General features: G+C 64.5%; 16 protein-coding genes. 8 read left to right on the top strand and 8 right to left on the bottom strand.

Going from position 1 to position 20,125, the window contains the following annotated elements:
- Positions 1–32: 32 nt before the first annotated feature.
- The 5 genes from mfd (at position 33) to ACY65G_RS03620 (ending at position 9,594) form a co-directional block, all read left to right on the top strand.
- Positions 33–3,476, top strand: coding sequence for a transcription-repair coupling factor (gene mfd, locus ACY65G_RS03640; RefSeq protein ID WP_464995998.1), 3,444 nt, complete (start codon positions 33–35; stop codon positions 3,474–3,476).
- 49 nt (positions 3,477–3,525) lie between these two features.
- Complete coding sequence (gene serB / locus ACY65G_RS03635; RefSeq protein WP_464995997.1) at positions 3,526–4,368, top strand: phosphoserine phosphatase SerB; 843 nt, start codon at positions 3,526–3,528, stop codon at positions 4,366–4,368.
- Between the two features lie 363 nt (positions 4,369–4,731).
- Positions 4,732–5,340, top strand: a complete 609-nt coding sequence (locus ACY65G_RS03630) for a PEP-CTERM sorting domain-containing protein (RefSeq protein WP_464995996.1) — start codon at positions 4,732–4,734, stop codon at positions 5,338–5,340.
- Between the two features lie 79 nt (positions 5,341–5,419).
- A complete protein-coding gene (locus tag ACY65G_RS03625) occupies positions 5,420–6,667 on the top strand; it encodes a cyanophycinase (protein WP_464995995.1) in 1,248 nt (415 codons plus the stop codon).
- Between the two features lie 278 nt (positions 6,668–6,945).
- Positions 6,946–9,594, top strand: a complete 2,649-nt coding sequence (locus tag ACY65G_RS03620) for a TonB-dependent receptor (RefSeq protein ID WP_464995994.1) — start codon at positions 6,946–6,948, stop codon at positions 9,592–9,594.
- A gap of 94 nt (positions 9,595–9,688) precedes the next feature.
- On the opposite strand, the gene ACY65G_RS03615 is transcribed toward ACY65G_RS03620, so the two are convergent.
- Both ACY65G_RS03615 and ACY65G_RS03610 read right to left on the bottom strand, forming a co-directional pair.
- Positions 9,689–10,882 carry a CaiB/BaiF CoA transferase family protein gene (locus tag ACY65G_RS03615; RefSeq protein ID WP_464995993.1) on the bottom strand — a complete coding sequence of 398 codons (1,194 nt, stop codon included), beginning with the start codon at positions 10,880–10,882 and terminating at the stop codon, positions 9,689–9,691.
- Between the two features lie 71 nt (positions 10,883–10,953).
- A complete protein-coding gene (locus tag ACY65G_RS03610; protein WP_464995992.1) occupies positions 10,954–11,451 on the bottom strand; it encodes a TspO/MBR family protein in 498 nt (165 codons plus the stop codon).
- Positions 11,452–11,542: 91 nt separating this feature from the next.
- On the opposite strand from ACY65G_RS03610, the gene ACY65G_RS03605 reads away from it, so the two are divergent.
- The 3 genes from ACY65G_RS03605 (at position 11,543) to ACY65G_RS03595 (ending at position 12,745) form a co-directional block, all read left to right on the top strand.
- Positions 11,543–11,947, top strand: coding sequence for a c-type cytochrome (locus tag ACY65G_RS03605; RefSeq protein ID WP_464995991.1), 405 nt, complete (start codon positions 11,543–11,545; stop codon positions 11,945–11,947).
- Positions 11,948–11,949: 2 nt separating this feature from the next.
- Positions 11,950–12,189, top strand: a complete 240-nt coding sequence (locus tag ACY65G_RS03600) for a hypothetical protein (protein ID WP_464995990.1) — start codon at positions 11,950–11,952, stop codon at positions 12,187–12,189.
- A gap of 196 nt (positions 12,190–12,385) precedes the next feature.
- A complete protein-coding gene (locus ACY65G_RS03595; RefSeq protein WP_464995989.1) occupies positions 12,386–12,745 on the top strand; it encodes a DUF4870 family protein in 360 nt (119 codons plus the stop codon).
- A 33-nt stretch (positions 12,746–12,778) separates the two neighbouring features.
- Here the strand turns inward: ACY65G_RS03595 and ACY65G_RS03590 are convergent, their stop codons facing one another.
- From ACY65G_RS03590 to ACY65G_RS03565, 6 genes are all read right to left on the bottom strand, one after another.
- Complete coding sequence (locus ACY65G_RS03590; RefSeq protein ID WP_464995988.1) at positions 12,779–14,191, bottom strand: hypothetical protein; 1,413 nt, start codon at positions 14,189–14,191, stop codon at positions 12,779–12,781.
- A gap of 122 nt (positions 14,192–14,313) precedes the next feature.
- A complete protein-coding gene (locus tag ACY65G_RS03585; protein WP_464995987.1) occupies positions 14,314–15,486 on the bottom strand; it encodes a cystathionine beta-lyase in 1,173 nt (390 codons plus the stop codon).
- A 174-nt stretch (positions 15,487–15,660) separates the two neighbouring features.
- Positions 15,661–17,082 (bottom strand): 30S ribosomal protein S12 methylthiotransferase RimO, encoded by a 1,422-nt coding sequence (gene rimO / locus ACY65G_RS03580; RefSeq protein WP_464995986.1) that lies wholly within the window; start codon positions 17,080–17,082, stop codon positions 15,661–15,663.
- A gap of 181 nt (positions 17,083–17,263) precedes the next feature.
- Positions 17,264–18,319: an ABC transporter ATP-binding protein gene (locus ACY65G_RS03575; RefSeq protein WP_464995985.1), complete on the bottom strand. Its 1,056-nt coding sequence runs from the start codon at positions 18,317–18,319 to the stop codon at positions 17,264–17,266.
- A 3-nt stretch (positions 18,320–18,322) separates the two neighbouring features.
- Complete coding sequence (locus tag ACY65G_RS03570; protein WP_464995984.1) at positions 18,323–19,246, bottom strand: carbohydrate ABC transporter permease; 924 nt, start codon at positions 19,244–19,246, stop codon at positions 18,323–18,325.
- Entirely contained in the window at positions 19,243–20,076 is an 834-nt protein-coding gene (locus ACY65G_RS03565; protein ID WP_464996461.1) for a carbohydrate ABC transporter permease, read from the bottom strand. The genes ACY65G_RS03570 and ACY65G_RS03565 overlap by 4 nt, the downstream gene beginning before the upstream one ends.
- Positions 20,077–20,125: the final 49 nt, after the last annotated feature.

Raw genomic sequence — 20,125 nt, 5'->3', positions numbered from 1 at the left:
TCAGTCAGCAGTCACGTCAGCCTTCCTGCCGCATGCCCTTCGACTTCACACGAGCACTTCCCAAACCCGGTAATCGTTTCGCGCTGCCCGCGTTGTACGGTTCCGCCGATTCCTATGCGCTGGCACAGGCGGCGCTGCAACTGAAGAGCCAGGGCCGCATGCTGGCCATCGTCGTGGCGCAGGCCAGCGACGGCCAGCGCCTGCTGGACGAGATCCCGTGGTTCGCGCCCGGCCTGCGCTGCCACCTGCTGCCGGATTGGGAAACGCTGCCCTACGACGCGTTCTCGCCGCACCAGGACCTGGTATCGGAGCGCCTGGCCACGCTGCACGAGATCCGCAGCGGCCAGTGCGACGTGATGCTGGTACCGGCAACGTCGGCGCTGGTGCGCATGGCGCCGCCGTCGTTCCTGGCCGCCTACACGTTCTTCTTCAAGAAGGGCGAATCGCTCGACGAGGCGAAGCTGAAGGCGCAGCTGACGCTGGCCGGCTATACCCACGTGACACAGGTGATGTCGCCCGGCGAGTATTCGGTGCGCGGCGGCCTGATCGACCTGTTCCCGATGGGCTCCGCGCTGCCGTACCGGCTCGACCTGTTCGGCGACACCATCGAGACGATCCGCACGTTCGACGCCGATACCCAGCGCTCGCTGTACCCGGTGAACGAGGTGCGGCTGCTGCCGGGCCGCGAATTCCCGATGGACGAGGCGGCGCGCACCACGTTCCGCAGCCGCTGGCGCGAGACGTTCGAAGGCGATCCCTCCCGCTCGGTGGTCTACAAGGACATCAAGAGCGGCATCGCCTCGGCCGGCATCGAATATTACCTGCCGCTGTTCTTCGAAGAAACGGCCACGCTGTTCGATTACCTGCCCGAGGGCGCCGCGCTGGCGCTGGTCGGCGACATCGATGGCGCGATCCGCCGCTTCTGGGGCGATACCGAAAGCCGCTACAAATTCCTGAAGGCGGACCGCGAACGCCCGATCCTGGCGCCGGAAGCGATCTTCCTGCGCGACGAGGCGTTCTTCACGTGCGCCAAGCTGCATGCCCGCATCACGATCGGCAAGAGCCTCGACGGCGAACCTTCCGAGCTGTCGGCCCCGATCCCGAACATCGCCGTCAATCGCCACCTGGACGATCCGCTGACGAACCTGCGCGCGTATGTGATGCGCCCGGAACTGCGCGTGATGATCTGCGCCGACTCGGCGGGCCGCCGCGAAACGCTGCAGCAGTACTTCGCCGAATTCGACCTGCATCCCGCCCTCGTCGACGGCTTCGCCGGCTTCATGGCGTCGCACGACCGCCTCGTGCTGGGGGTGGCGCCGCTGCAGGCCGGCTTCGTATTGCATGCCGGCGACGAGGTCATGGTGTTCATCACGGAGACGGAGCTGTATGCCGGCTCCGGCCGCCGCGTCGGCAAGAAAAAGCAGGAAGCCGTCACGCAGGTCGAATCGATGGTGCGCGACCTGTCCGAGCTGAAGATCGGCGATCCGGTGGTGCACATCAACCACGGCATCGGCCGCTACATGGGCCTGATCAGCATGGACCTGGGCGAAGGCGAAACCGAATTCCTGCACCTGGAATACGCGAAAGACACCAAGCTGTACGTGCCCGTCTCCCAGCTGCACGTGATTTCCCGCTATTCGGGCGGCGCGCCGGAAGATGCGCCGCTGCACTCGCTGGGGTCGGGCCAGTGGGACAAGGCCAAGCGCAAGGCGGCCGAGCAGGTGCGCGACACGGCGGCAGAACTGCTGAACCTGTATGCGCGCCGCGCCGCGCGGCAGGGCCACGCATTCGAATATTCTTCGCATGACTACGAGCGCTTCGCCGAAAGCTTCGGCTTCGACGAGACACCCGACCAGGCGGCGGCCATCCTCAACGTGATCCGCGACATGACGTCCGGGAAGCCCATGGACAGGCTCGTCTGCGGCGACGTGGGCTTCGGCAAGACGGAAGTGGCGCTGCGCGCCGCCTTCATCGCCGTCATGGGCGGCAAGCAGGTGGCGATCCTGGCGCCCACCACGCTGCTGGCCGAGCAGCACGCGCAAACGTTCGCCGACCGGTTCGCGGACTGGCCGGTCAAAATCGCGGAAATGTCGCGCTTCCGCACCGGCAAGGAAATCGCCAGCGCCATGAAAGGCATGGCGGACGGCACGCTCGATATCGTGATCGGCACGCATAAACTGCTGTCGAGCGACGTGAATTTCACGCGCCTGGGCCTCGTCATCATCGACGAGGAACACCGCTTCGGCGTGCGCCAGAAAGAGGCGCTAAAATCCCTGCGCGCCGAGGTGGACGTGCTGACACTGACCGCCACGCCGATCCCGCGCACGCTGGGCATGGCGCTGGAGGGCTTGCGCGACTTTTCCGTGATCGCCACCGCGCCGCAGAAGCGCCTGGCGATCAAGACCTTCGTGCGCAGCGAGGACGGCTCGATCATCCGCGAAGCGATCCTGCGCGAACTGAAGCGCGGCGGCCAGGTCTACTTCCTGCACAACGAGGTGGAAACGATCCAGAACCGGCTGGCGCAGCTCGTCGAGCTGGTGCCGGAGGCAAGGATCGCCGTGGCCCATGGCCAGATGCACGAGCGCGACCTGGAAAAGGTGATGCGCGACTTCGTGGCGCAGCGCTACAACATCCTGCTGTGCACGACGATCATCGAGACCGGCATCGACGTGCCCACGGCGAACACGATCATCATGCACCGCGCCGACAAGTTCGGCCTGGCGCAGCTGCACCAGCTGCGCGGCCGCGTGGGCCGCTCGCACCACCAGGCCTATGCCTACCTGCTCGTGAGCGACCTGCAATCGCTGTCGAAGCAGGCGCAGCGCCGGCTCGACGCGATCCAGCAGATGGAAGAACTGGGCAGCGGCTTCTACCTCGCCATGCACGACCTCGAAATCCGCGGCGCGGGCGAAGTGCTGGGCGAAAGCCAGTCCGGCGAAATGCTCGAAGTGGGCTTCCAGCTCTATACCGACATGCTGAACGAGGCCGTGCGCGCGCTGAAGGCCGGCAAGGAACCCGACCTGGCGGCGCCGCTGTCCACCACCACCGAGATCAACCTGCACGTGCCGGCGCTGCTGCCGGCCGATTTCTGCGGCGACGTGCACGAACGCCTGTCGATCTACAAGCGCCTGGCCAACTGCACGTCGCAGGAAGCGATCGACGGCCTGCAGGAAGAACTGATCGACCGTTTCGGCAAGTTGCCCGAGGCGACGAAGGCGCTCGTTGAGACGCACCGGCTGCGGATTGCCGCAAAGACCGTGGGCATTGTTAAAATCGATGCCCACGCAGAAGCAGCGAACCTGCAATTCATGCCGCAGCCGCCCATCGACCCGATGCGCATCATCACCCTGATCCAGAAGCACAAGCACATCAAGCTGAACGGGCAGGACAAACTGAAGATCACCGCGAGCATGCCCGACCTGGCGGCACGTGTCGCGCAGATCAAGACCGCCATCAAACAACTGACTTCCGCGTGATGCCACGCCTGACGAACAAAAGCAGATGAATCAAGTACAAGACATGACCATGAACCTCGTCCTGCAAGGCCTGGACGATTGCCAGCCGCGCCTGGAGCGCATTGCCGCGCTGGCGGCCCCGCAGCGCACCGTGCGCATTTCCGCTACGGCCCTGCGCTGCGAGGGCATCACGTTCTCGCCGGCGCTGCGCCAGACCATCGAGGTGGCCGCCCATGCGGCCGAGCTGGATGCCACCTACATGATGGGGTCCCAGCACCTGGCCGACTACAAGCTCGTGGCCATGGACATGGATTCCACGCTGATCACGATCGAGTGCATCGACGAGATCGCCGACATGCAGGGCCTGAAACCGCAGGTCGCCGCGATCACCGAGGCGGCCATGCGCGGCGAACTGGATTTTTCCGAGAGCCTGCGCCGCCGCGTCGCCCTGCTCGAAGGGCTGGAGGCCACCGCGCTGGAGCGCGTGTATGACGAGCGCCTGCGCCTGTCGCCGGGCGCCGAACGCATGCTGCAGGCCGTGCGGGCCGCCGGCCTGAAGACACTGCTGGTGTCGGGCGGCTTCACTTACTTCACCAACCGGCTGAAGGAGCGCCTCGGCCTGGACTTCACGCGCGCGAACGAACTGGAAATTGTCGATGGCAAGCTGACCGGCAAGGTCGTGGGCGACATCGTGGACGCCGACGCCAAGCGTGCCACCGTCGAACAGGTGTGCGCCTCGCTGGGCATCGCGCCGGAGCAGGCCATCGTGATGGGCGATGGCGCCAACGACCTCAAGATGATGGGCATCGCCGGCATGTCGGTGGCGTTCCGTGCCAAGCCGGTCGTGCGCGAGCAGGCCACTGTCGCGCTGAACTTCGTGGGGCTGGACGGGATCCTGAACCTGCTGGACTAGTTTCTGCGCTGCACAGAACACCGCGCATGCTCGTGCGCGGTGCGTTTCCTTGCGTGTCTCCGGCAGCTGCGCTTCCCTCTGTTTCGCGGCGAATGAATGGCGCCAACGCCGATAGCGATGCATTCCGCCACATATCATTCCCTACCCGAATTATTTATGTCGCCGGCTTTTCCCGAGCTCTATTCTCATCCATAAAGCAGCGTCATAATTTTTTTGCAAGCCGCTGTTCCAATAGCACGAGTTAGCTATACAATCAGCGCGAGTCATGCCAATCAATGACCGCCGCCTTCCCCATCCCCGGTGTGACGATTTCCATCGAGCGACGTTCTCTCATGCAGTGATTTTTATCCAAAGGAAAAGATCATGGCAACCGTTCATCCTATAAAGCGTTTCCCCGTTTTTCTTGCCATTGCCGTGGTGATGTTGCTTGGAATATCGCAAGTCAAGGCGGCCGGCAATGCCGATGTATTAGCGCAGGAAATACCCGTTCATGAATTGCAGGTGGAAACCGCCGGCATCCTGAATAACGACGAGCGGGGCGCGGCAAGCAATGTCGTCCTGGACTTTTACGCAGGGCCCAACGCGCTGATCACGAGCCTGGCCTGGAACGTCAACGTGACCAGTTATCCAGGGAGTTATTTGTCCGAGATGCAGGTCACTTTCAGCGACACGGCCGGCAATGGCGTCACGTTCACCCCTGGCGATGGCGACGATTTCGATGGGACGATGGATTACGCCGGGTTCCAGGATCTGAACGACGTCGGGCTGGCGTTCCATGTAGGGACCGATGGCATCCTGCGACTCGAATTCCATGACGGCTTCAAGGATCTCGCATTCGACGAGCCCGAAGGCATATGGAACTCCGGCACCCTCACCTTTGGCATTTCCCAGGTGCCCGAGCCGGCTGCCGTCACGATGATGCTGGGTGGTTTGCTGGTGCTCTCCCGTGCAATCAGGCGGCGCCGCGATTGAAATCCGTATCTGCACGATTTTTGACATCTGTTGCCCGCGAGTGAACAGTCCCTGGATCAATCGTCATGGAGCCTGAAAAATGTCGCCACGCTCTCTTTACCAGTCCTTTAACCAGCTCATCGTCCGGATTTTCTCGGGTAACGGCGCGATCACGCTCGCACTCGCATCGGTTCTTGCTGCCGGTCCTGCGTTCGCAGGACCGAAGTTCGAAGCGGCCCAACCGGTCCCGCTCTATTCCTATTTTGCGACAGGCGATGTGGACGCCGCGGTCACCGCACCGTCAACGCTTCCCACGCCGTCTTTCGTCCTGATGGGCGGCGGTCCGGACGTGGATCCCGCGTTTCGATGGCTGATCCAGCGGGCCGGCATCAAGCCGGGCACGGGAGGACGGTTCGTCGTCATCCGGGCAACCGGAACCGAAGCTTACAACCCCTATATTTTCTACAGCGACGAAACGTTGTCGACCTCCACCACCATTGCCGACCTGTGGGTAGGCGGTGCTTCCCTGGGCCTGACCTCGGTGGAGACACTGGTGATTCCCAGCGTGAAAGCGGCCAATAACGCAGCCGTCAATGCCATCGTGGCGAAAGCCAATGTCGTCTTCATCGCCGGTGGCGACCAGAGTCATTACATCCGTTTCTGGAAAGGCACCGCGCTGGAACAGACGCTGAAGGCATTGATGGCAAAAAACGTTCCCGTTGGCGGCACCAGCGCCGGCCTCGCCGTGATGGGGCAATTCGATTACTCCGCACTCTACAAATCGGCGACGTCCGAGCTGTCGATGCTCGATCCCTATTACAAGGACATCACGTTCGATCCGAACCCGTTGAGTCTGCAGGGCGGCTTCATCGCGCCGCCGGCATTGGCCAGCATGATGTTCGATTCGCATTTCGACAGCCGCGATCGCATGGGAAGGTTGATCGCTTTTCTTTCCCGCATCGTCGCGCCGACGACCGAATCCGGGGGATCCTTTGGATGCGCAGGTGGCGTACTGCCCGCATCGTCCAGCGGGAACGCGACCGCCCGTGGCATCGGCATCGGTGTCGAGACGGCATTGCTCGTGCAGGGAAATGGCAGCGGCAAACCAGTCACGGCGAAACGGATCAGTAACGATACGACCACCACGGAAAGCGCCGTGTATTTCGTCCGCCCCTCGGTCCCGCCAAGCGTATGCGAGCCCAAAACACCGCTGACGATTTCCACCGTCGAGGTCCGCAAGCTGGCCGACCCGGATACTGTTTTCAATCTTACCGACTGGACTGGCGTTCCGGTATATGAACATCTGGACGTGAGTGCTGGCACCTTATATCCCGCCGACTGGTATTAGGGACTCCCGGCCGCCGATGCAGATGTATTATTTTTTACACACTTCGGCCGTCCTGGCGATTTACTGCCGAATCAATTGATTAATTGATCTCCCCCCGCTAGTGTAGAGCAAACGAAACTCGAAAGCCTTGCATCGATATTTGTTTGTTCATCGCTGCGACGTTGCGCGCCGCATCGCGCCACCGTCCGCGAATAAAATCACCTGGGGGTAATTGCATGCCACATCAGCACGGAACGCGTCCGGCGCGAAAGCGCGTTGTCATCAATGTATTGCAGGCTTTGAGCGCCACCGCGGCCTCGGGCCTGCTGGCCTCGGTGACATCCCCGGCCGCCGCGCAAGACGCCCAACCGATGCAGCGGGTCGAAATCACCGGCTCGTCGATCAAGCGCCTCGATGCGGAAACCGCATTGCCGGTGCAAACGATCACCCGTGCCGAGATCGAAAAGAGCAGCGTCACCACGGCTGCCGAACTGCTCTCGAAGGTGTCCGCCAACACCGCCGCCTTGACCGATGGCGCCAGTTTCAGCGACATCGCGGGACAGCGCGGCTTCAACGGCGCCAACCTGCGCGGCATCGGCGTATCGTCGACGCTGGTCCTGCTCAATGGCCGGCGCCTGGCCAACTTTGCCTCCCCGGGCGGCAACGCCGGCGTCGACCTGAACGCGATCCCGGCCGCGGCCATCGAACGGGTCGAAGTGCTCAAGGACGGCGCCTCGGCCATCTACGGCACCGACGCGATCGGCGGCGTGATCAACTTCATCACACGCCGCACCTACGAAGGGGTGGACGCAAGCGCCTATTATGCCGACACCGAGCACGGTGGCGCGCGCAAGGCGATGGCGACCCTGTCGGGCGGCATCGGCAACCTGGCGACAGACCGGTACAACGTACTGGCCGTGTTCGACTACCAGGATACGGCCAGCCTGCGCTCCTCGCAGCGCAGCTGGATCGGTTCGGCTTACCAGCCCGACATCAATCTCGATTCGGGCAGCTCGAACACCTTTCCTGCCAATGTGCGCCGCACGCGGCCCAATGGCACCAGTGCAACCGGCCCGCGGATGAATCCCAGTGCGCCGGCCTGCAATCCGCCGGCAACCGTGTATGCGCCGGAGAGCTTTGTCGGCCCCGCCGCCTGCATGTACGACTACATGCAGGACACCGAACTGTTCCCCGAATCGAAACGCGTGTCGCTGCTTACCCGTGGCGAGTTCGCGCTCGACAAGGACACGACGCTGTACGGCGAATTCCTCGTCAACGAAACGTCCACCACGTACCGCATCAGTGCACTGACGATTTCCGGTTCGATCTATCCGCTGGCCGGGCAGTACTATCCGCATGCGCTGATCACGACCGACAAGACGCCGCTCAACGTCAACATGCGCCTGACCGAAGGCGGGCCGCGCACCAACGAAATCGATGCGACGGCCACCCGCGCGGTGCTTGGCGCCAAGGGCGTGGCCCTGGGATGGGACTACGACGTGGCGCTCAACCACAGCGTCAACAAGGTCGACGACAAATATGTCGATGGCTACGTGAAGACCACGCTGTTCGACGAGGCGTTTGCTACCGGCCAGATCAATCCTTTCGGGCCGTCGGGACCCGAAGGCCTGGCGCTGCTGGCCGCTGCCAAGGTCAACGACCCGTCGCGCCACTCGCGCGGCACCACGAGCTCGTTCGACATCAAGGCCACGCGCGAGCTGTTCGACATGGCCGGCGGCCGCGCCGCCATGGCGCTTGGCGCCGAATACCGGCGCGAAAAGATGGCGTTCACGCCATCGGCGCTGCTGGCGGCCGGGGAAATCCGCGGCGAAGGCGAGGCCACGCCGTTTTCGGGCGGCCGCAATGTCAAGGCCGTGTATGCGGAGTTCAACCTGCCTCTGCTGGCAAACCTGGAAGCGCAACTGGCGCTGCGCCACGACCGCTATGACGACGTGGGCTCGACGACCAACCCGAAGATCGGCGTGCGCTGGAATCCGACGAAGCAGGTCGTGCTGCGCGGCTCGTATGGCACGGGCTTTCGCGCCCCCTCGCTGGCCGACCTGTACAGCCCGGTGCGCCTGGGCCAGGCCAACGGCATCTACAACGACCCGCTGGGCTGCATCCAGGTCGGGGCCATCGACAACACGGAGAACCCCGACTACTGCGGCCTGCAGCCCGACAAGCTCCGCGGCGGCTCGCCGTTGCTGCGGCCGGAAGAATCGAAGCAGTTCTCGGTGGGCCTGGTGCTCGAGCCGCACCGCACCGTCACGGCCACGCTCGACTACTGGCGCATCAAGAAAACGGACGTGATCGTTTCGCCGGAAGGCTCCTATTTCACCGACCCGGTGCGCAACGCCGCCTACATCATCCGCGACGTTCCCGATCCGGCGTTGCCGGGCATCCCGGGCATGATCCTGTCGATCGATTCGCGGCTGCGCAACATCGGTGCGCTGGAAACCTCGGGCGTGGATCTCGGCCTCAACTGGCGCCTGCCGGCCACGAGCCTGGGAAAATTCGCCGTGACACTCAACGGCACTTACGTGAACGAGTACAAGACCCGCGAGGCGAACGACGGCCCCGACGTCAGTGCGCTGGGCAAATACACCAACGACCAGATCGTCCAGCGCTGGCGCCATACCTTGAGCCTGGACTACGAACGCGGTCCGCTCAGTGCCACGCTGCAGCAAACCTACCTGAGCGGCTATCGCGACCAGAACCTGCTGGCCGACGGCTCGGTCCACCGGGTCGACTCGTATTCGCTGCTCGACCTGACCGGCGCGTACCAAATCACGGGAGCGTTGAAACTGCGTGCCGGCATCAAGAACCTGCTCGACAAGAATCCGCCACGCTCGAACCAGTTGTTCAGTTTCGCGGTCGGTTTCGATCCCAGCTATACGGATCCGCGGGGGCGCCAGTTCTACACTGCCCTGGCTTACGCGTTCAGGTAGCGCCCGGCCGACATGCCGGACCTGCGAAGCGGTGCCGGCTTGGCGGCCAGCACCGCCTTGCCCGGTCTCCTGTCTGCGGTGAGCCCAGGCTCGGCTACTGCACCGCGCCGCTCCCCCGCAGCCGGGCGATATCGGCTGCCGTCATGCCCAGCTGGGCCAGCACCGCATCGGTATGCTCGCCCAGCGCGGGGCCTTGCCAGCGCACGGCGCCCGGCGTTGCCGACAGTTTCGGCACAATGCCCGGCATCGCCACCTCGACCCCATCGGGCAGCTTCTGGCGAAGGATCATGTCGCGCGCCTGGTAGTGCGGGTCGGCCACGATGTCGGCCACCGAGTAGATGCGGCCGGCCGGCACCTCGGCCGCTTCCAGTTCAAGCAGCACGTGGTCGATCGGGTGGCGCGACGTCCAGCCGGCAATGGCCGCGTCGATCAGCACGGCCTGGGCGGCGCGGCCGTCGTTCTGCGCGAATCGGGGGTCGTCCGCCAGGTCCTGCCGGCCGATCACCGCCATCAGCCGCTTGTAGATCGGGTTGCTGTTGCCGGCGATGACGACGTAGGCGCCATCGCGCGTGGGATACGTGTTCGATGGCGCGATGCCGGGCAGCGCGCCGCCGCTGCGTTCGCGCACATGGCCCAGCAGGTCGTATTCCGGCACGAGGCTTTCCATCAGGTTGAACACGCTCTCGACGAGGGACACGTCGACGACCTGGCCATCGCCCTGCCCCGTCTTCACGCGCAGCACCGACATCAGCGCGCCCATCACCGCGTGCAGCGACGCCAGCGAATCGCCCAGGCTGACGCCGACGCGGGCCGGCACGCCGCCCGCCTCGCCGGTGGTGTAGCGGATGCCGCCCATCGCCTCGCCGATGGCGCCGAAGCCCGGCCGGTCCTTGTAAGGCCCCGTCTGGCCGTAGCCCGAGATGCGCACCATCGTCAGCTTCGGGTTCAGGGCGTGCAACACGTCCCAGCCCAGGCCCAGCTTTTCCAGCGCGCCCGGCTTCATGTTTTCGATGAGAACATCGGCATCTTCGAGAAGGCGCTTCACGATGGCGATGCCGTCCGCGCTTTTCAGGTTCAGCGCGATCGAGCGCTTGTTGCGCGACTGCAGGTACCACCACAGCGACGTGCCGTTGTGCAGCTTGCGCCATTTGCGGATCGGGTCGCCGTCGCCCGGTGCCTCGATCTTGATGACGTCGGCGCCGAATTCGGCCATCAGCCGCGCCGCGAACGGCGCCGCGATCAGCGCGCCGATCTCGATTACTTTTATTCCAGCCAGGGGGCCGCTCATGCTGTCTCCTCCGATGCAATCCGGTCAATCCGGGGAGGATAGACAACGGCGCCGCCGCCGTCCAGGGGCAATTACCCCAGCAGCTGCGGATTGCGCTGCCAGCAGGCGAAGGTGAGCGCGCTCGCGAACGTGACCCAGGCCAGGTAAGGCAGCAGCATCAGGCCGGCGATGCGGCGCGCCTTCCAGAATGCGGCCGTGGTGGCCAGCACCAGTGCCCACAGCACCAGCACTTCGACAAACGCCGCGGCGCCCATCTGCCATGCGAAGAACAGCCAGCTCCACAGCGCATTCGCGGCCAGCTGTACGAGATACAGCCAGAGGGTGCGGGGCGCCGTCGAAAAGCCGCGCATGCGCCAGACCAGGAAGGCGGCCAGCGCCATCAGCAGGTACAGCACCGTCCAGACGGGGCCGAACACGCCGGCGGGCGGCGCCCAGTCGGGCTTGTCCAGCTGCGCATAGAATTGCGGCGCATCCTGCGATGCCCAGGCGCCCAGCGCCGCCGCGGCGAAGGTGACCAGCAGCCAGCCGGCAAGGTGCTTGATGTTGACGGCGAGGCGGTGGGTATCCATGACGCAGGCGCATTGTTGGAGGAATGCCAACTGTAGCAGGAGCGGCCCCTGCACGGCGCACGGGCGGCCACGGCGGGTCTATAATCGCCGCATGAAACGACCCGGCCTTCACCTGATTGCGGCGCTGATGCTGCCGATGCTGCTCGCCATGCATCCCGCAGCGCATGCCCGCGCGATGGCGAACGTCCCTCCCGGCGACGCCAAGGCCGGCGCGGCGGCCTTCAGGGTGTGCGCGTCGTGCCACCAGGTGGGCCCGGGCGCCCGCAATGCGTTCGGCCCGCACCTGAACGGACTGTTCGGCCGCCGGGCCGGTACCGTGCAGTATGCCTATTCCGCCGCGATGAAGAAATCGCCGGTCGTCTGGAACGACAAGACCCTGGCCGCGTTCCTGCGCGATCCAGACGACGTCGTGCCGGGAACGAAGATGCGCCTGTGGGGCTTTTCCGACGAGCGCAAGATCGCCAACCTGCTTGCCTACCTGCGCCAATACCAATAGCCATGTCCACCACGATCACGCACCGCCGCACACGCATCGTCACCCTCGACACCGGCGAGGAACCCGGTACCCATTGCCGCCCCGGCGACATCGCCATCCAGCAGATCGAAGGCGGCTGGACGCTGTGGTTCATCGGCGACGACGGCAGCATCGAAGGCTACGACGAACCGTACCCTTCGCAAAAGGAAGCAATGTGGTCCGCCAAGGCCGCGGCCGAATATGCCGGCAGCGATCAATCCTGATCCGGGGACGCGCACTGCCGCCAGCATTGCTGCTTGCAGGGTAGCCGCCACGGCGGCATCGTGGCGGTCGAATCCCGGCGCGCTCCCGCTACGGCATTGCGACGGCCGCGGCTATTGAGCTGGACGGTACGGACACCGGGCTTGGCAAATTTGCTATAGACTTGGCCTTACTTTCATTTCAAGACAGGGAGTGCAAATGGTCCAGGACCTGGTTCTCGACGCCCGCACCGACTCGGCCAAAAGCTGGGCGCAGGGGCTGTATATCGCGCATGGGGTGTGCCTGTTGTTCACGCTGGGCACGCTGTCGTTCATTCCGCTGATCTTCAACTACGTCAAGCGGCCGGAATCGGAAGGCACGTTCGTGCACACCCACCACAACTGGCAGATCAGCTCGTTCTGGTGGTATGTGGCCTGGGTGGTCGTCGGCTGGATACTGGTGTTCACCCTCATCGGCGTGCTGATCGCGTGGATCCCCTTCATCGGCGCCTGGCTGTGGAAGGCCTACCGGATCATCCGCGGCTTCATTGCACTGAACAATAACGAGCCGATCCCCTGATGCGGGGTGCCGGGCTGCGGCCCGGCCCCCGCCCTACAGCACCCGCAGGAACGCCACCAGGTCGGCTTTCTCGCCATCGGTCAGCTTCGTCTCCAGCACGAGGTTGAAGAACTCCACCGTATCTTCCAGCGTGATCAGCCGGCCGTCGTGCAGGTATGGCGGCGACTCCTTGATGCCCCGCAGCGGAAAGGTCTTGATCTTGCCGTCGCCGACCGCCTTCATGCCGTTCACCATCTGCGTTTTATAGAACCGCTCCGTCTTCAGGTCGTGCATCAGGTTGTCCGTGTAGTACGGCGCCGCATGGCACGACACGCACTGGCCCTTGCCGTTGAAGACCGCCTCGCCACGCAGTTCCTGCGCGGTGGCCTTCTTCGGATCGAGCTTGCCCAGCACGTTCAGCTTCGGCGCCGGCGGAAAGTCCATCAGCGCCTGGAACTCGGCCATGAAGTGCACCTGGCTGCCCCGCTCGAGGATGTTGACGCCTTTCTTTGTCGCGATCACCGGATCGCCGTCGAAGTAGGCGGCACGCTGTTCGAACTCGGTGAAATCCTCGACGGTCTTCAGCGCGCGCTGGGAACCGAACAGGCGCTGCACGTTCAGGCCGCGCAAGGTGGGCGTTTCGATGCGGTGCCGCAGCTCCTGCGGGCGGATGTCGCCGACCAGGTGCGTGGAGCCATTCGTGTGGCCATTCGAGTGGCAGTCGAAGCACGACACGCCCATGCTGGGCCGTGCCGAGCGCCGGTCTTCCGTCTGGTTGAACTGCTGCTGCGGGAAGGGCGTGAGCAGCAGGCGCAAGCCTTCGATCTGCTTCGGGTTCAGCAGGCCGTTGAAGGTCTCGTAGTAGTTATCGATCGTCAGCAGCCGGCCCCTGGAGACGTCGCCCATTTCCGGATGCGTGGTCAGGAAGATCGGTGCCGGGAACTCGGGCAGGATATGATCCGGCAGGTCGAACGACAGGTCGAAGCGATTCAGGTCGCGCCGCTCCTGGCGCAGGATCTCGTCGATGTGGAACTGCGGGAACAGCATGCCGCCTTCCGGATGATTCGGGTGCGACAGCGGCAGGAAGCCCGCCGGGTACAGGCCTTTCGCCTTCACGTCGTCGGGGCTCATCCCCGCCAGCTGCTGCCATGTCACGCCTCGCGGCAGCTTCACGCGCACGCCTTCCTGCACCGGCTTCCCGCGAAACATCGTCACGCCTTGCGCGGGGCGGTTCGCCAGGTCGTAGCGCTGCGCCAGCAATTCCTGCTGGCGGCGCTCGATCGCGGGCCGGGCTGCCTTCATCCGCTCCATCGTCACCTGGAACGGCTCCGTGATATCGACCTTCATGTAGCTCGTGGGCGTTTGCGGCGGCGGCTTGGGCTTGCCGTCCTGCGTCCACACCAGCGCCGGGGAAACGGCGAACGCGGCGGCGACCGCGGTCCTGGCAAACACCATCGAAGCTTTCATGACTCCTCCTTGTCGTTATGAATGAAGGGCTGGCAAGACTTCTCCCTTCATTAAAGCAGCCGGAGTCATGTATTGAAAGGCCGGAATCGATTGTATTGATTGATCGGCCGGATAGGCAGCGGCTAAGACTGCAGCAACGCCAGTGCAGTCTCGATATCGGCGATCAGGTCGTCGGGATCCTCGAGGCCGATATTGAAGCGGACAAGGATGCCGGCATCGGGCCAGCCACGGCGCATGGCCTGGATGCGGTACGGTACGCACAGGCTGTTCGGGCCGCCCCAGCTGAAGCCGATCTTGAAGAGTTTCAGGGCGTCGACGAAGCGGTCGGTCTGTTCCTCCGTGTAGCGCGCGTCGAACAGTACCGAGAACAGGCCGCCGGCGCCCGTGAAGTCGCGCTTCCACGTGTCGTGTCCCGGACAATCCTCGAAGGCCGGATGCAGCACCTTCGTGATCTCGGGCCGCGCCTTCAGCCAGGCGGCGACCTTGCGCGCGCCGGCGTCGTGCGCATCGAAGCGCAGCTTCAGCGTCGGCAGGCCGCGCATCACGAGATAGGCATCGTCGGCACCCACGCCGTAGCCAAGCCGCATGTGCGACAGCGCCAGCCTGTCGTGCAGGGCCTTGTCCCGCGTGACGACGGCGCCCATCAGCACGTCGGCACCGCCGGACTGGTACTTCGTCAGCGCCTGCACGACGATGTCGACGCCGAGGTCGAACGCGCGCAATGCGATACCCGCCGACCAGGTGTTGTCCAGCGCGACGACCACGCCTTTTGCCTTCGCGGCCGCGCAGATGGCCGGCAGGTCCGGCACCTCCATCGACACGGAGCCGGGTGCCTCGGCCCAGATGAGCCGCGTCTCCGGGCGGATCAGCTGGGCGATGCCCGCACCGATGAGCGGATCGTAGTAGCGCGCCGTGATGCCCATCGTGTCCTGCAGCCAGTTGCCGAGCACGCGGTTCGGGTTGTAGATATTGTCCGGCAGGAGGATATCGTCGCCCGTCTTCAGCAACGCGAAGTCGACCATCGCGATCGCCGCCAGTCCGGATGGCGCGAGCAGGCAGTCGCTGCCGCCTTCGATTTCCGCAAGCCGCGCCTCCAGCGTGAACGTGGTCGGCGTGCCGTGCAGGCCGTACGTATAGGCGCTCTTGTCCTTCCAGTCACCCGAGCGCAGCGCGGCCACATTGGGGAACAGCACGGTGGACGCGTGGTGGATGGCCGGCGGGAAGGCGCCGAAGCCGGCGGGCGGTGCGTAGTCGGAGTGGATCAGCGAGGTCTGCGGGGATTTTTTGGTCGTCATGGTCGTCAACACTGCGCAAATAAAAAAGGCGGACCATCGTGGTCCGCCTCGTATTGTAGCCGTGACGCGTGTTACCGCGCTTCGCCCCATGCCTCGTGCGACACGCCCTGAGTCCTTTGTGGACTCAGGCCGCGCCCCATGCCTCGTGTGACACGCCCCGAGTCCCTTGTGGACTCAGGCCGTGCCCCACAAATCATGCGCGTCGGAGCGCGTGATCTCGACATCGAAGAACTGGCCGACAGCCAGCTTCTTGTGCGGCTCGAACGGCTTCTTCACGTGCACGACACCGTCGATCTCGGGCGCGTCGGCGGCCGAGCGGCCGATCGCGCCGGACGGGGTCAGTTCGTCGATCAGCACCTTGACGGTCTTGCCGACCTTGGCCTTCAGGCGCGCCTTGGAGATTTCCTCCTGCAGCAGCATCACGCGGCCGCGGCGCTCCTCGCGCACTTCTTCCGGCACCGGGTTGGCGATGTCGTTGGCGGTCGCGCCTTCCACCGGCGAATAGGCAAAGCAGCCCAGCCGGTCGATCTGCGCTTCCTTCAGGAAGTCCAGCAGGTACTCGAACTCGGCTTCCGTTTCGCCGGGGAAGCCGGCGATGAACGTGGAGCGGATCGTCAGGTCCGGGTTCATCTGGCGCCACTTCAGGATGCGCTCCAGGTTCTTCTCGCCGGAGGCCGGGCGCTTCATGCGCTTGAGCACTTCGGGATGGGCATGCTGCATCGGGATGTCGAGGTAAGGCAGCACATGGCCGCCGCTCATCATCGGGATGATCTCGTCCACGTGCGGGTACGGATACACGTAGTGCAGGCGTACCCACGCACCGTACTGCTTGGCCAGCTGGCCCAGCGCATCGGTCAGCTGCGTCATGTGCGTCTTGACGGGGCGGCCGTTCCAGAAGCCGGAGCGGAACTTCACGTCGATGCCGTAGGCCGACGTGTCCTGCGAAATCACCAGCAGTTCCTTGACGCCGGCCTTGAACAGGTTTTCCGCTTCCATCATCAGTTCGCCGATCGGGCGCGACACGAGGTCGCCGCGCATCGACGGGATGATGCAGAACGAGCAGCGGTGGTTGCAGCCTTCGGAGATCTTCAGGTAGGCATAGTGCTTCGGCGTGAGCTTCACGCCCTGCGGCGGCACGAGGTCGATGAACGGCTCGTGCGGCTTGGGCAGGTGCGTGTGCACTTGCGACATGACTTCGCCCACCGCGTGCGGACCGGTCACGGCCAGCACTTTCGGGTGCACCTTCTGGATCAGGTCACTGCCGTCGGCATCCTTCTTCGCGCCCAGGCAGCCCGTGACGATGACCTTGCCGTTCTCGGCCAGCGCCTCGCCGATCGCATCGAGCGATTCCTGCACGGCCGCATCGATGAAGCCGCAGGTGTTGACGATGACGAGATCGGCGCCGGCATACGACTTGGCGGTCTCGTACCCTTCCGCACGCAGCTGGGTCAGGATCTGTTCGGAATCGACCAGCGCCTTCGGGCAACCGAGCGAGACAAAGCCCACCTTGGGTGCTGGCGAACCTTGTGCTGGCGAACCTTGTGCTGGCGATGCGTCGGCGGGCTTGGTAAGACGGGAAAGTGGCTGAGATTGCATGTTCAAGTGTCAACGAATGTTCGGACCAATCGTCTATTTTACCTGAACCAACAAGCGGGCAACAGCATCCTCTGCCCAAAAACCAAAACTGGGGACGTACCCCTGTTGTCAGGAAATTTCCTGGAAACCAGGGTCTGTCCCCAGTTTTGATCTCGGCCACCGGATTTTCACCGGTCCCGGCTCATAGCCGTTGGGTAGTATCCGCGTCGAACAGCGAGACGTTGTCCGGCCGCAGCGCGAAGGCGCCGCCGGGGCGGTCGTCTGGGACGATGGCGGCCACCTCACGGCCGTGGAAGCCGTGCCACAGTACCCGGTGGGCGCCCATCGCCTCGACCAGCGTGACGGGGGCGCGGCACGGGCCGTCGGCGCGCACGTCGACGTCTTCCGGACGCACGCCCAGCACGACGCGCTGGCCGTGCACGGGCGGCTGGCGGAACGGGTAGCGCGACACGTCGAGCGCGAGGTGCTCGTTGCGGAATGCGATGCCGCTGGCGGTGTCGAGCTGTCCGTCGAACAGGTTCATGCCGGGGGAGCCGAGGAAGGTGGCGACGAACAGGTTCTCCGGCGCGCGATAGATCGCATCGGGCGTGTCGAACTGCTGGATGGCCCCGCCCCGCATGACAGCCATGCGGTCGGCGAGGGTCATGGCCTCGACCTGGTCGTGCGTCACGTAGATCATCGTGGCGCCCAGCCGCCCGTGCAGGTGTTTCAGCTCGCGCCGCAGTTCCGTGCGCAGCTTGGCGTCCAGGTTCGACAGCGGTTCGTCGAACAGGAACACGTCCGCTTCACGCACGATGGCGCGGCCGATCGCCACGCGCTGGCGCTGGCCGCCCGACAGTTGCCCGGGCTTGCGTTTCAGCAGCGGTTCGAGTTGCAGCATCTCTGCCGCGCGCGCCACCCGCCGGGCGATTTCCGCCTTCGGCGTGCCGTTGATGCGCAGGCCGAACGACATGTTCGCCTCCACGTTCATCGTCGGATACAGCGCATAGGACTGGAACACCAGCGCGATGCCGCGGTCCTTCGGGTCGGCATGCGTCATGTCATGGCCGCCGATGCAGATGCTGCCGGCGGCCGCGTCGTTCAGCCCCGCGATGCTGTGCAACAGCGTCGACTTGCCGCAGCCCGATGGGCCCAGCAGCACGATGAATTCGCCGGCCTGCACTTCCAGGTCGAGGGCATCGATGATGGTATTCGCGCCCAGCTCGATGCGCAGGTCGCGGATGGAAACATTGGCCATGAACTACCCTTTCACTGCGCCGTTGGCGATGCCGCGCACGAACCAGCGGCCGGAGAAGAAATACAGCGCCAGCGGCACGAGGGACGTGAGCAGCGTCGCCGCCATGTTCACGTTGTACTGCCGCTCGCCGGTGGTGGTGTTGATGATGTTGTTCAGCTGGACCGTCATCGGCAGGTTGTCCGAGCCGGCGAATACGAGGCCGAGCAGGAAATCGTTCCAGATGTTCGTCACCTGCATGATCGCGGCGACGACGATCACCGGCAGCGACATCGGCAGCATCAGTTCGAGGAAGATGCGCCAGAAGCCGCCGCCATCGATGCGCGCGGCCTTGAACAATTCCTGCGGCAGCGATGCATAGTAATTCCGGAACAGCAGCGTCATCATCGGCATGCCGAAGATCACGTGCACGATCACGATGCCCGGCACCGAGCTGTAAAGATCCAGTGCCGCCAGCGCGCGCACCAGCGGATACAGCATCACCTGGCCGGGGATGAAGGCGCCCACCATCAGTACCGCGAACAGCGCATTGGCGCCGCGCGGCCGCCAGAACGACAGCGCATAGCCGTTCACCGCGCCCAGCCCGATCGACAGCAGCACGCTCGGCACGGTGATCTTCACGGAATTCCAGAAGCCGCCGCGAATGCCTTCGCATTCCAGTCCCGTGCATGCCGCCTGCCATGCGTTGTGCCATGGCTGGAGCGTGGGTGCCAGCGGCAGCGCGAAGATGTTCCCCAGCCGGATTTCCGCCATCGGTTTCACGGAAGTCACCAGCATCACATACAGCGGAACGAGGAAAAACAGCGCCGCCGTCAGCAGGAACGCATAGATGCCCACGCGCGCAGGCGTGAACAAGCGCTTGCGGGGACGTGCGCGCAGGCTGGACGACAACACGGCCGGCAGCACGGCGACTTCGGCGTCGCGTCTCATGCCTTGCTCCTTTCCAGCGCCCTGGCGCGCGCGTAGTACAGCGGCGCCACGATCGCCAGCACCGTCAGCAGCAGGACGATCGAGGCGGCCGAGGCCAGCCCCACGTTGGCGCGGCCGAACAGGTAATCCATGATGAATTTCGCCGGCACCTCGCTGGCCGTGCCGGGGCCGCCCTGCGTCATCGCCACCACCGCGTCGAACAGCTTCACCACCATCACGAACAGCAGGATCAGTGCCGTCGACACGGATGGCCACAGCATCGGCAGCACGATGGACAGGTAGACGCGCCACTTCGGAATCCCGTCGATGCGCGCGGCTTGCCACAACTCCTCGTCGATGCCGCGCAGGCCGGACAGCAGCAGCGCCATCACCAGTCCGGATGCCTGCCACACGGTGGCGATGACGACCGTGTACAGCACCGTATCCTGCTGCACGATCCAGTCGAACGTGAAACCGTCGAAGCCCAGGCTGCGCGCCACCTGCTGGATGCCGAGTCCGGGATTCAGGATCCACTGCCAGACAAGCCCCGTGGCCACGAAGGACATCGCATACGGGTACAGGAATACCGTGCGCAGCACGCCCTCTCCCGCCACCTGCTGGTCGATGAACACGGCCAGCAGGAAGCCGAGCACGAGGCAGGCCGCAATGAACAGCATGCCATACACGGCCAGGTTTTCCAGCGACAGCAGCCAGCGCGCGTTGCGGAACAGGCGCTCGTACTGGCCGAGGCCCACGAAGTCGCCGGTCGGGAAGATCCGCGCCGAGGACAGCGACACGCGCGCCGTCCACAGCATCGTCAGCACGTAGGCGCCGAGCGCGACCAGCGCCATCGGCACCAGTGCCAGGTACGCGGGAATGCACACCGCCAGCCGTGCCGGG

The organism is Pseudoduganella sp. jia 12 (assembly GCF_055502675.1).
Note: the sequence above shows the minus strand (reverse complement) of the source record. Positions and strands in the feature narration are given on the sequence as shown.

Bases quoted from the DNA above. Each gene is read 5' to 3' on its own strand.
- rimO (WP_464995986.1), bottom strand. From the start codon at position 17,082: ATGCAATCTCAGCCACTTTCCCGTCTTACCAAGCCCGCCGACGCATCG.
- ACY65G_RS03625 (WP_464995995.1), top strand. From the start codon at position 5,420: ATGTCGCCACGCTCTCTTTACCAGTCCTTTAACCAGCTCATCGTCCGG.
- ACY65G_RS03610 (WP_464995992.1), bottom strand. From the start codon at position 11,451: ATGGATACCCACCGCCTCGCCGTCAACATCAAGCACCTTGCCGGCTGG.
- ACY65G_RS03590 (WP_464995988.1), bottom strand. From the start codon at position 14,191: ATGAAAGCTTCGATGGTGTTTGCCAGGACCGCGGTCGCCGCCGCGTTC.
- serB (WP_464995997.1), top strand. From the start codon at position 3,526: ATGAACCTCGTCCTGCAAGGCCTGGACGATTGCCAGCCGCGCCTGGAG.
- ACY65G_RS03605 (WP_464995991.1), top strand. From the start codon at position 11,543: ATGAAACGACCCGGCCTTCACCTGATTGCGGCGCTGATGCTGCCGATG.
- ACY65G_RS03570 (WP_464995984.1), bottom strand. From the start codon at position 19,246: ATGAGACGCGACGCCGAAGTCGCCGTGCTGCCGGCCGTGTTGTCGTCC.
- ACY65G_RS03585 (WP_464995987.1), bottom strand. From the start codon at position 15,486: ATGACGACCAAAAAATCCCCGCAGACCTCGCTGATCCACTCCGACTAC.
- ACY65G_RS03595 (WP_464995989.1), top strand. From the start codon at position 12,386: ATGGTCCAGGACCTGGTTCTCGACGCCCGCACCGACTCGGCCAAAAGC.
- ACY65G_RS03600 (WP_464995990.1), top strand. From the start codon at position 11,950: ATGTCCACCACGATCACGCACCGCCGCACACGCATCGTCACCCTCGAC.
- ACY65G_RS03565 (WP_464996461.1), bottom strand. From the start codon at position 20,076: ATGGCGCTGGTCGCGCTCGGCGCCTACGTGCTGACGATGCTGTGGACG.
- mfd (WP_464995998.1), top strand. From the start codon at position 33: ATGCCCTTCGACTTCACACGAGCACTTCCCAAACCCGGTAATCGTTTC.
- ACY65G_RS03615 (WP_464995993.1), bottom strand. From the start codon at position 10,882: ATGAGCGGCCCCCTGGCTGGAATAAAAGTAATCGAGATCGGCGCGCTG.
- ACY65G_RS03575 (WP_464995985.1), bottom strand. From the start codon at position 18,319: ATGGCCAATGTTTCCATCCGCGACCTGCGCATCGAGCTGGGCGCGAAT.
- ACY65G_RS03630 (WP_464995996.1), top strand. From the start codon at position 4,732: ATGGCAACCGTTCATCCTATAAAGCGTTTCCCCGTTTTTCTTGCCATT.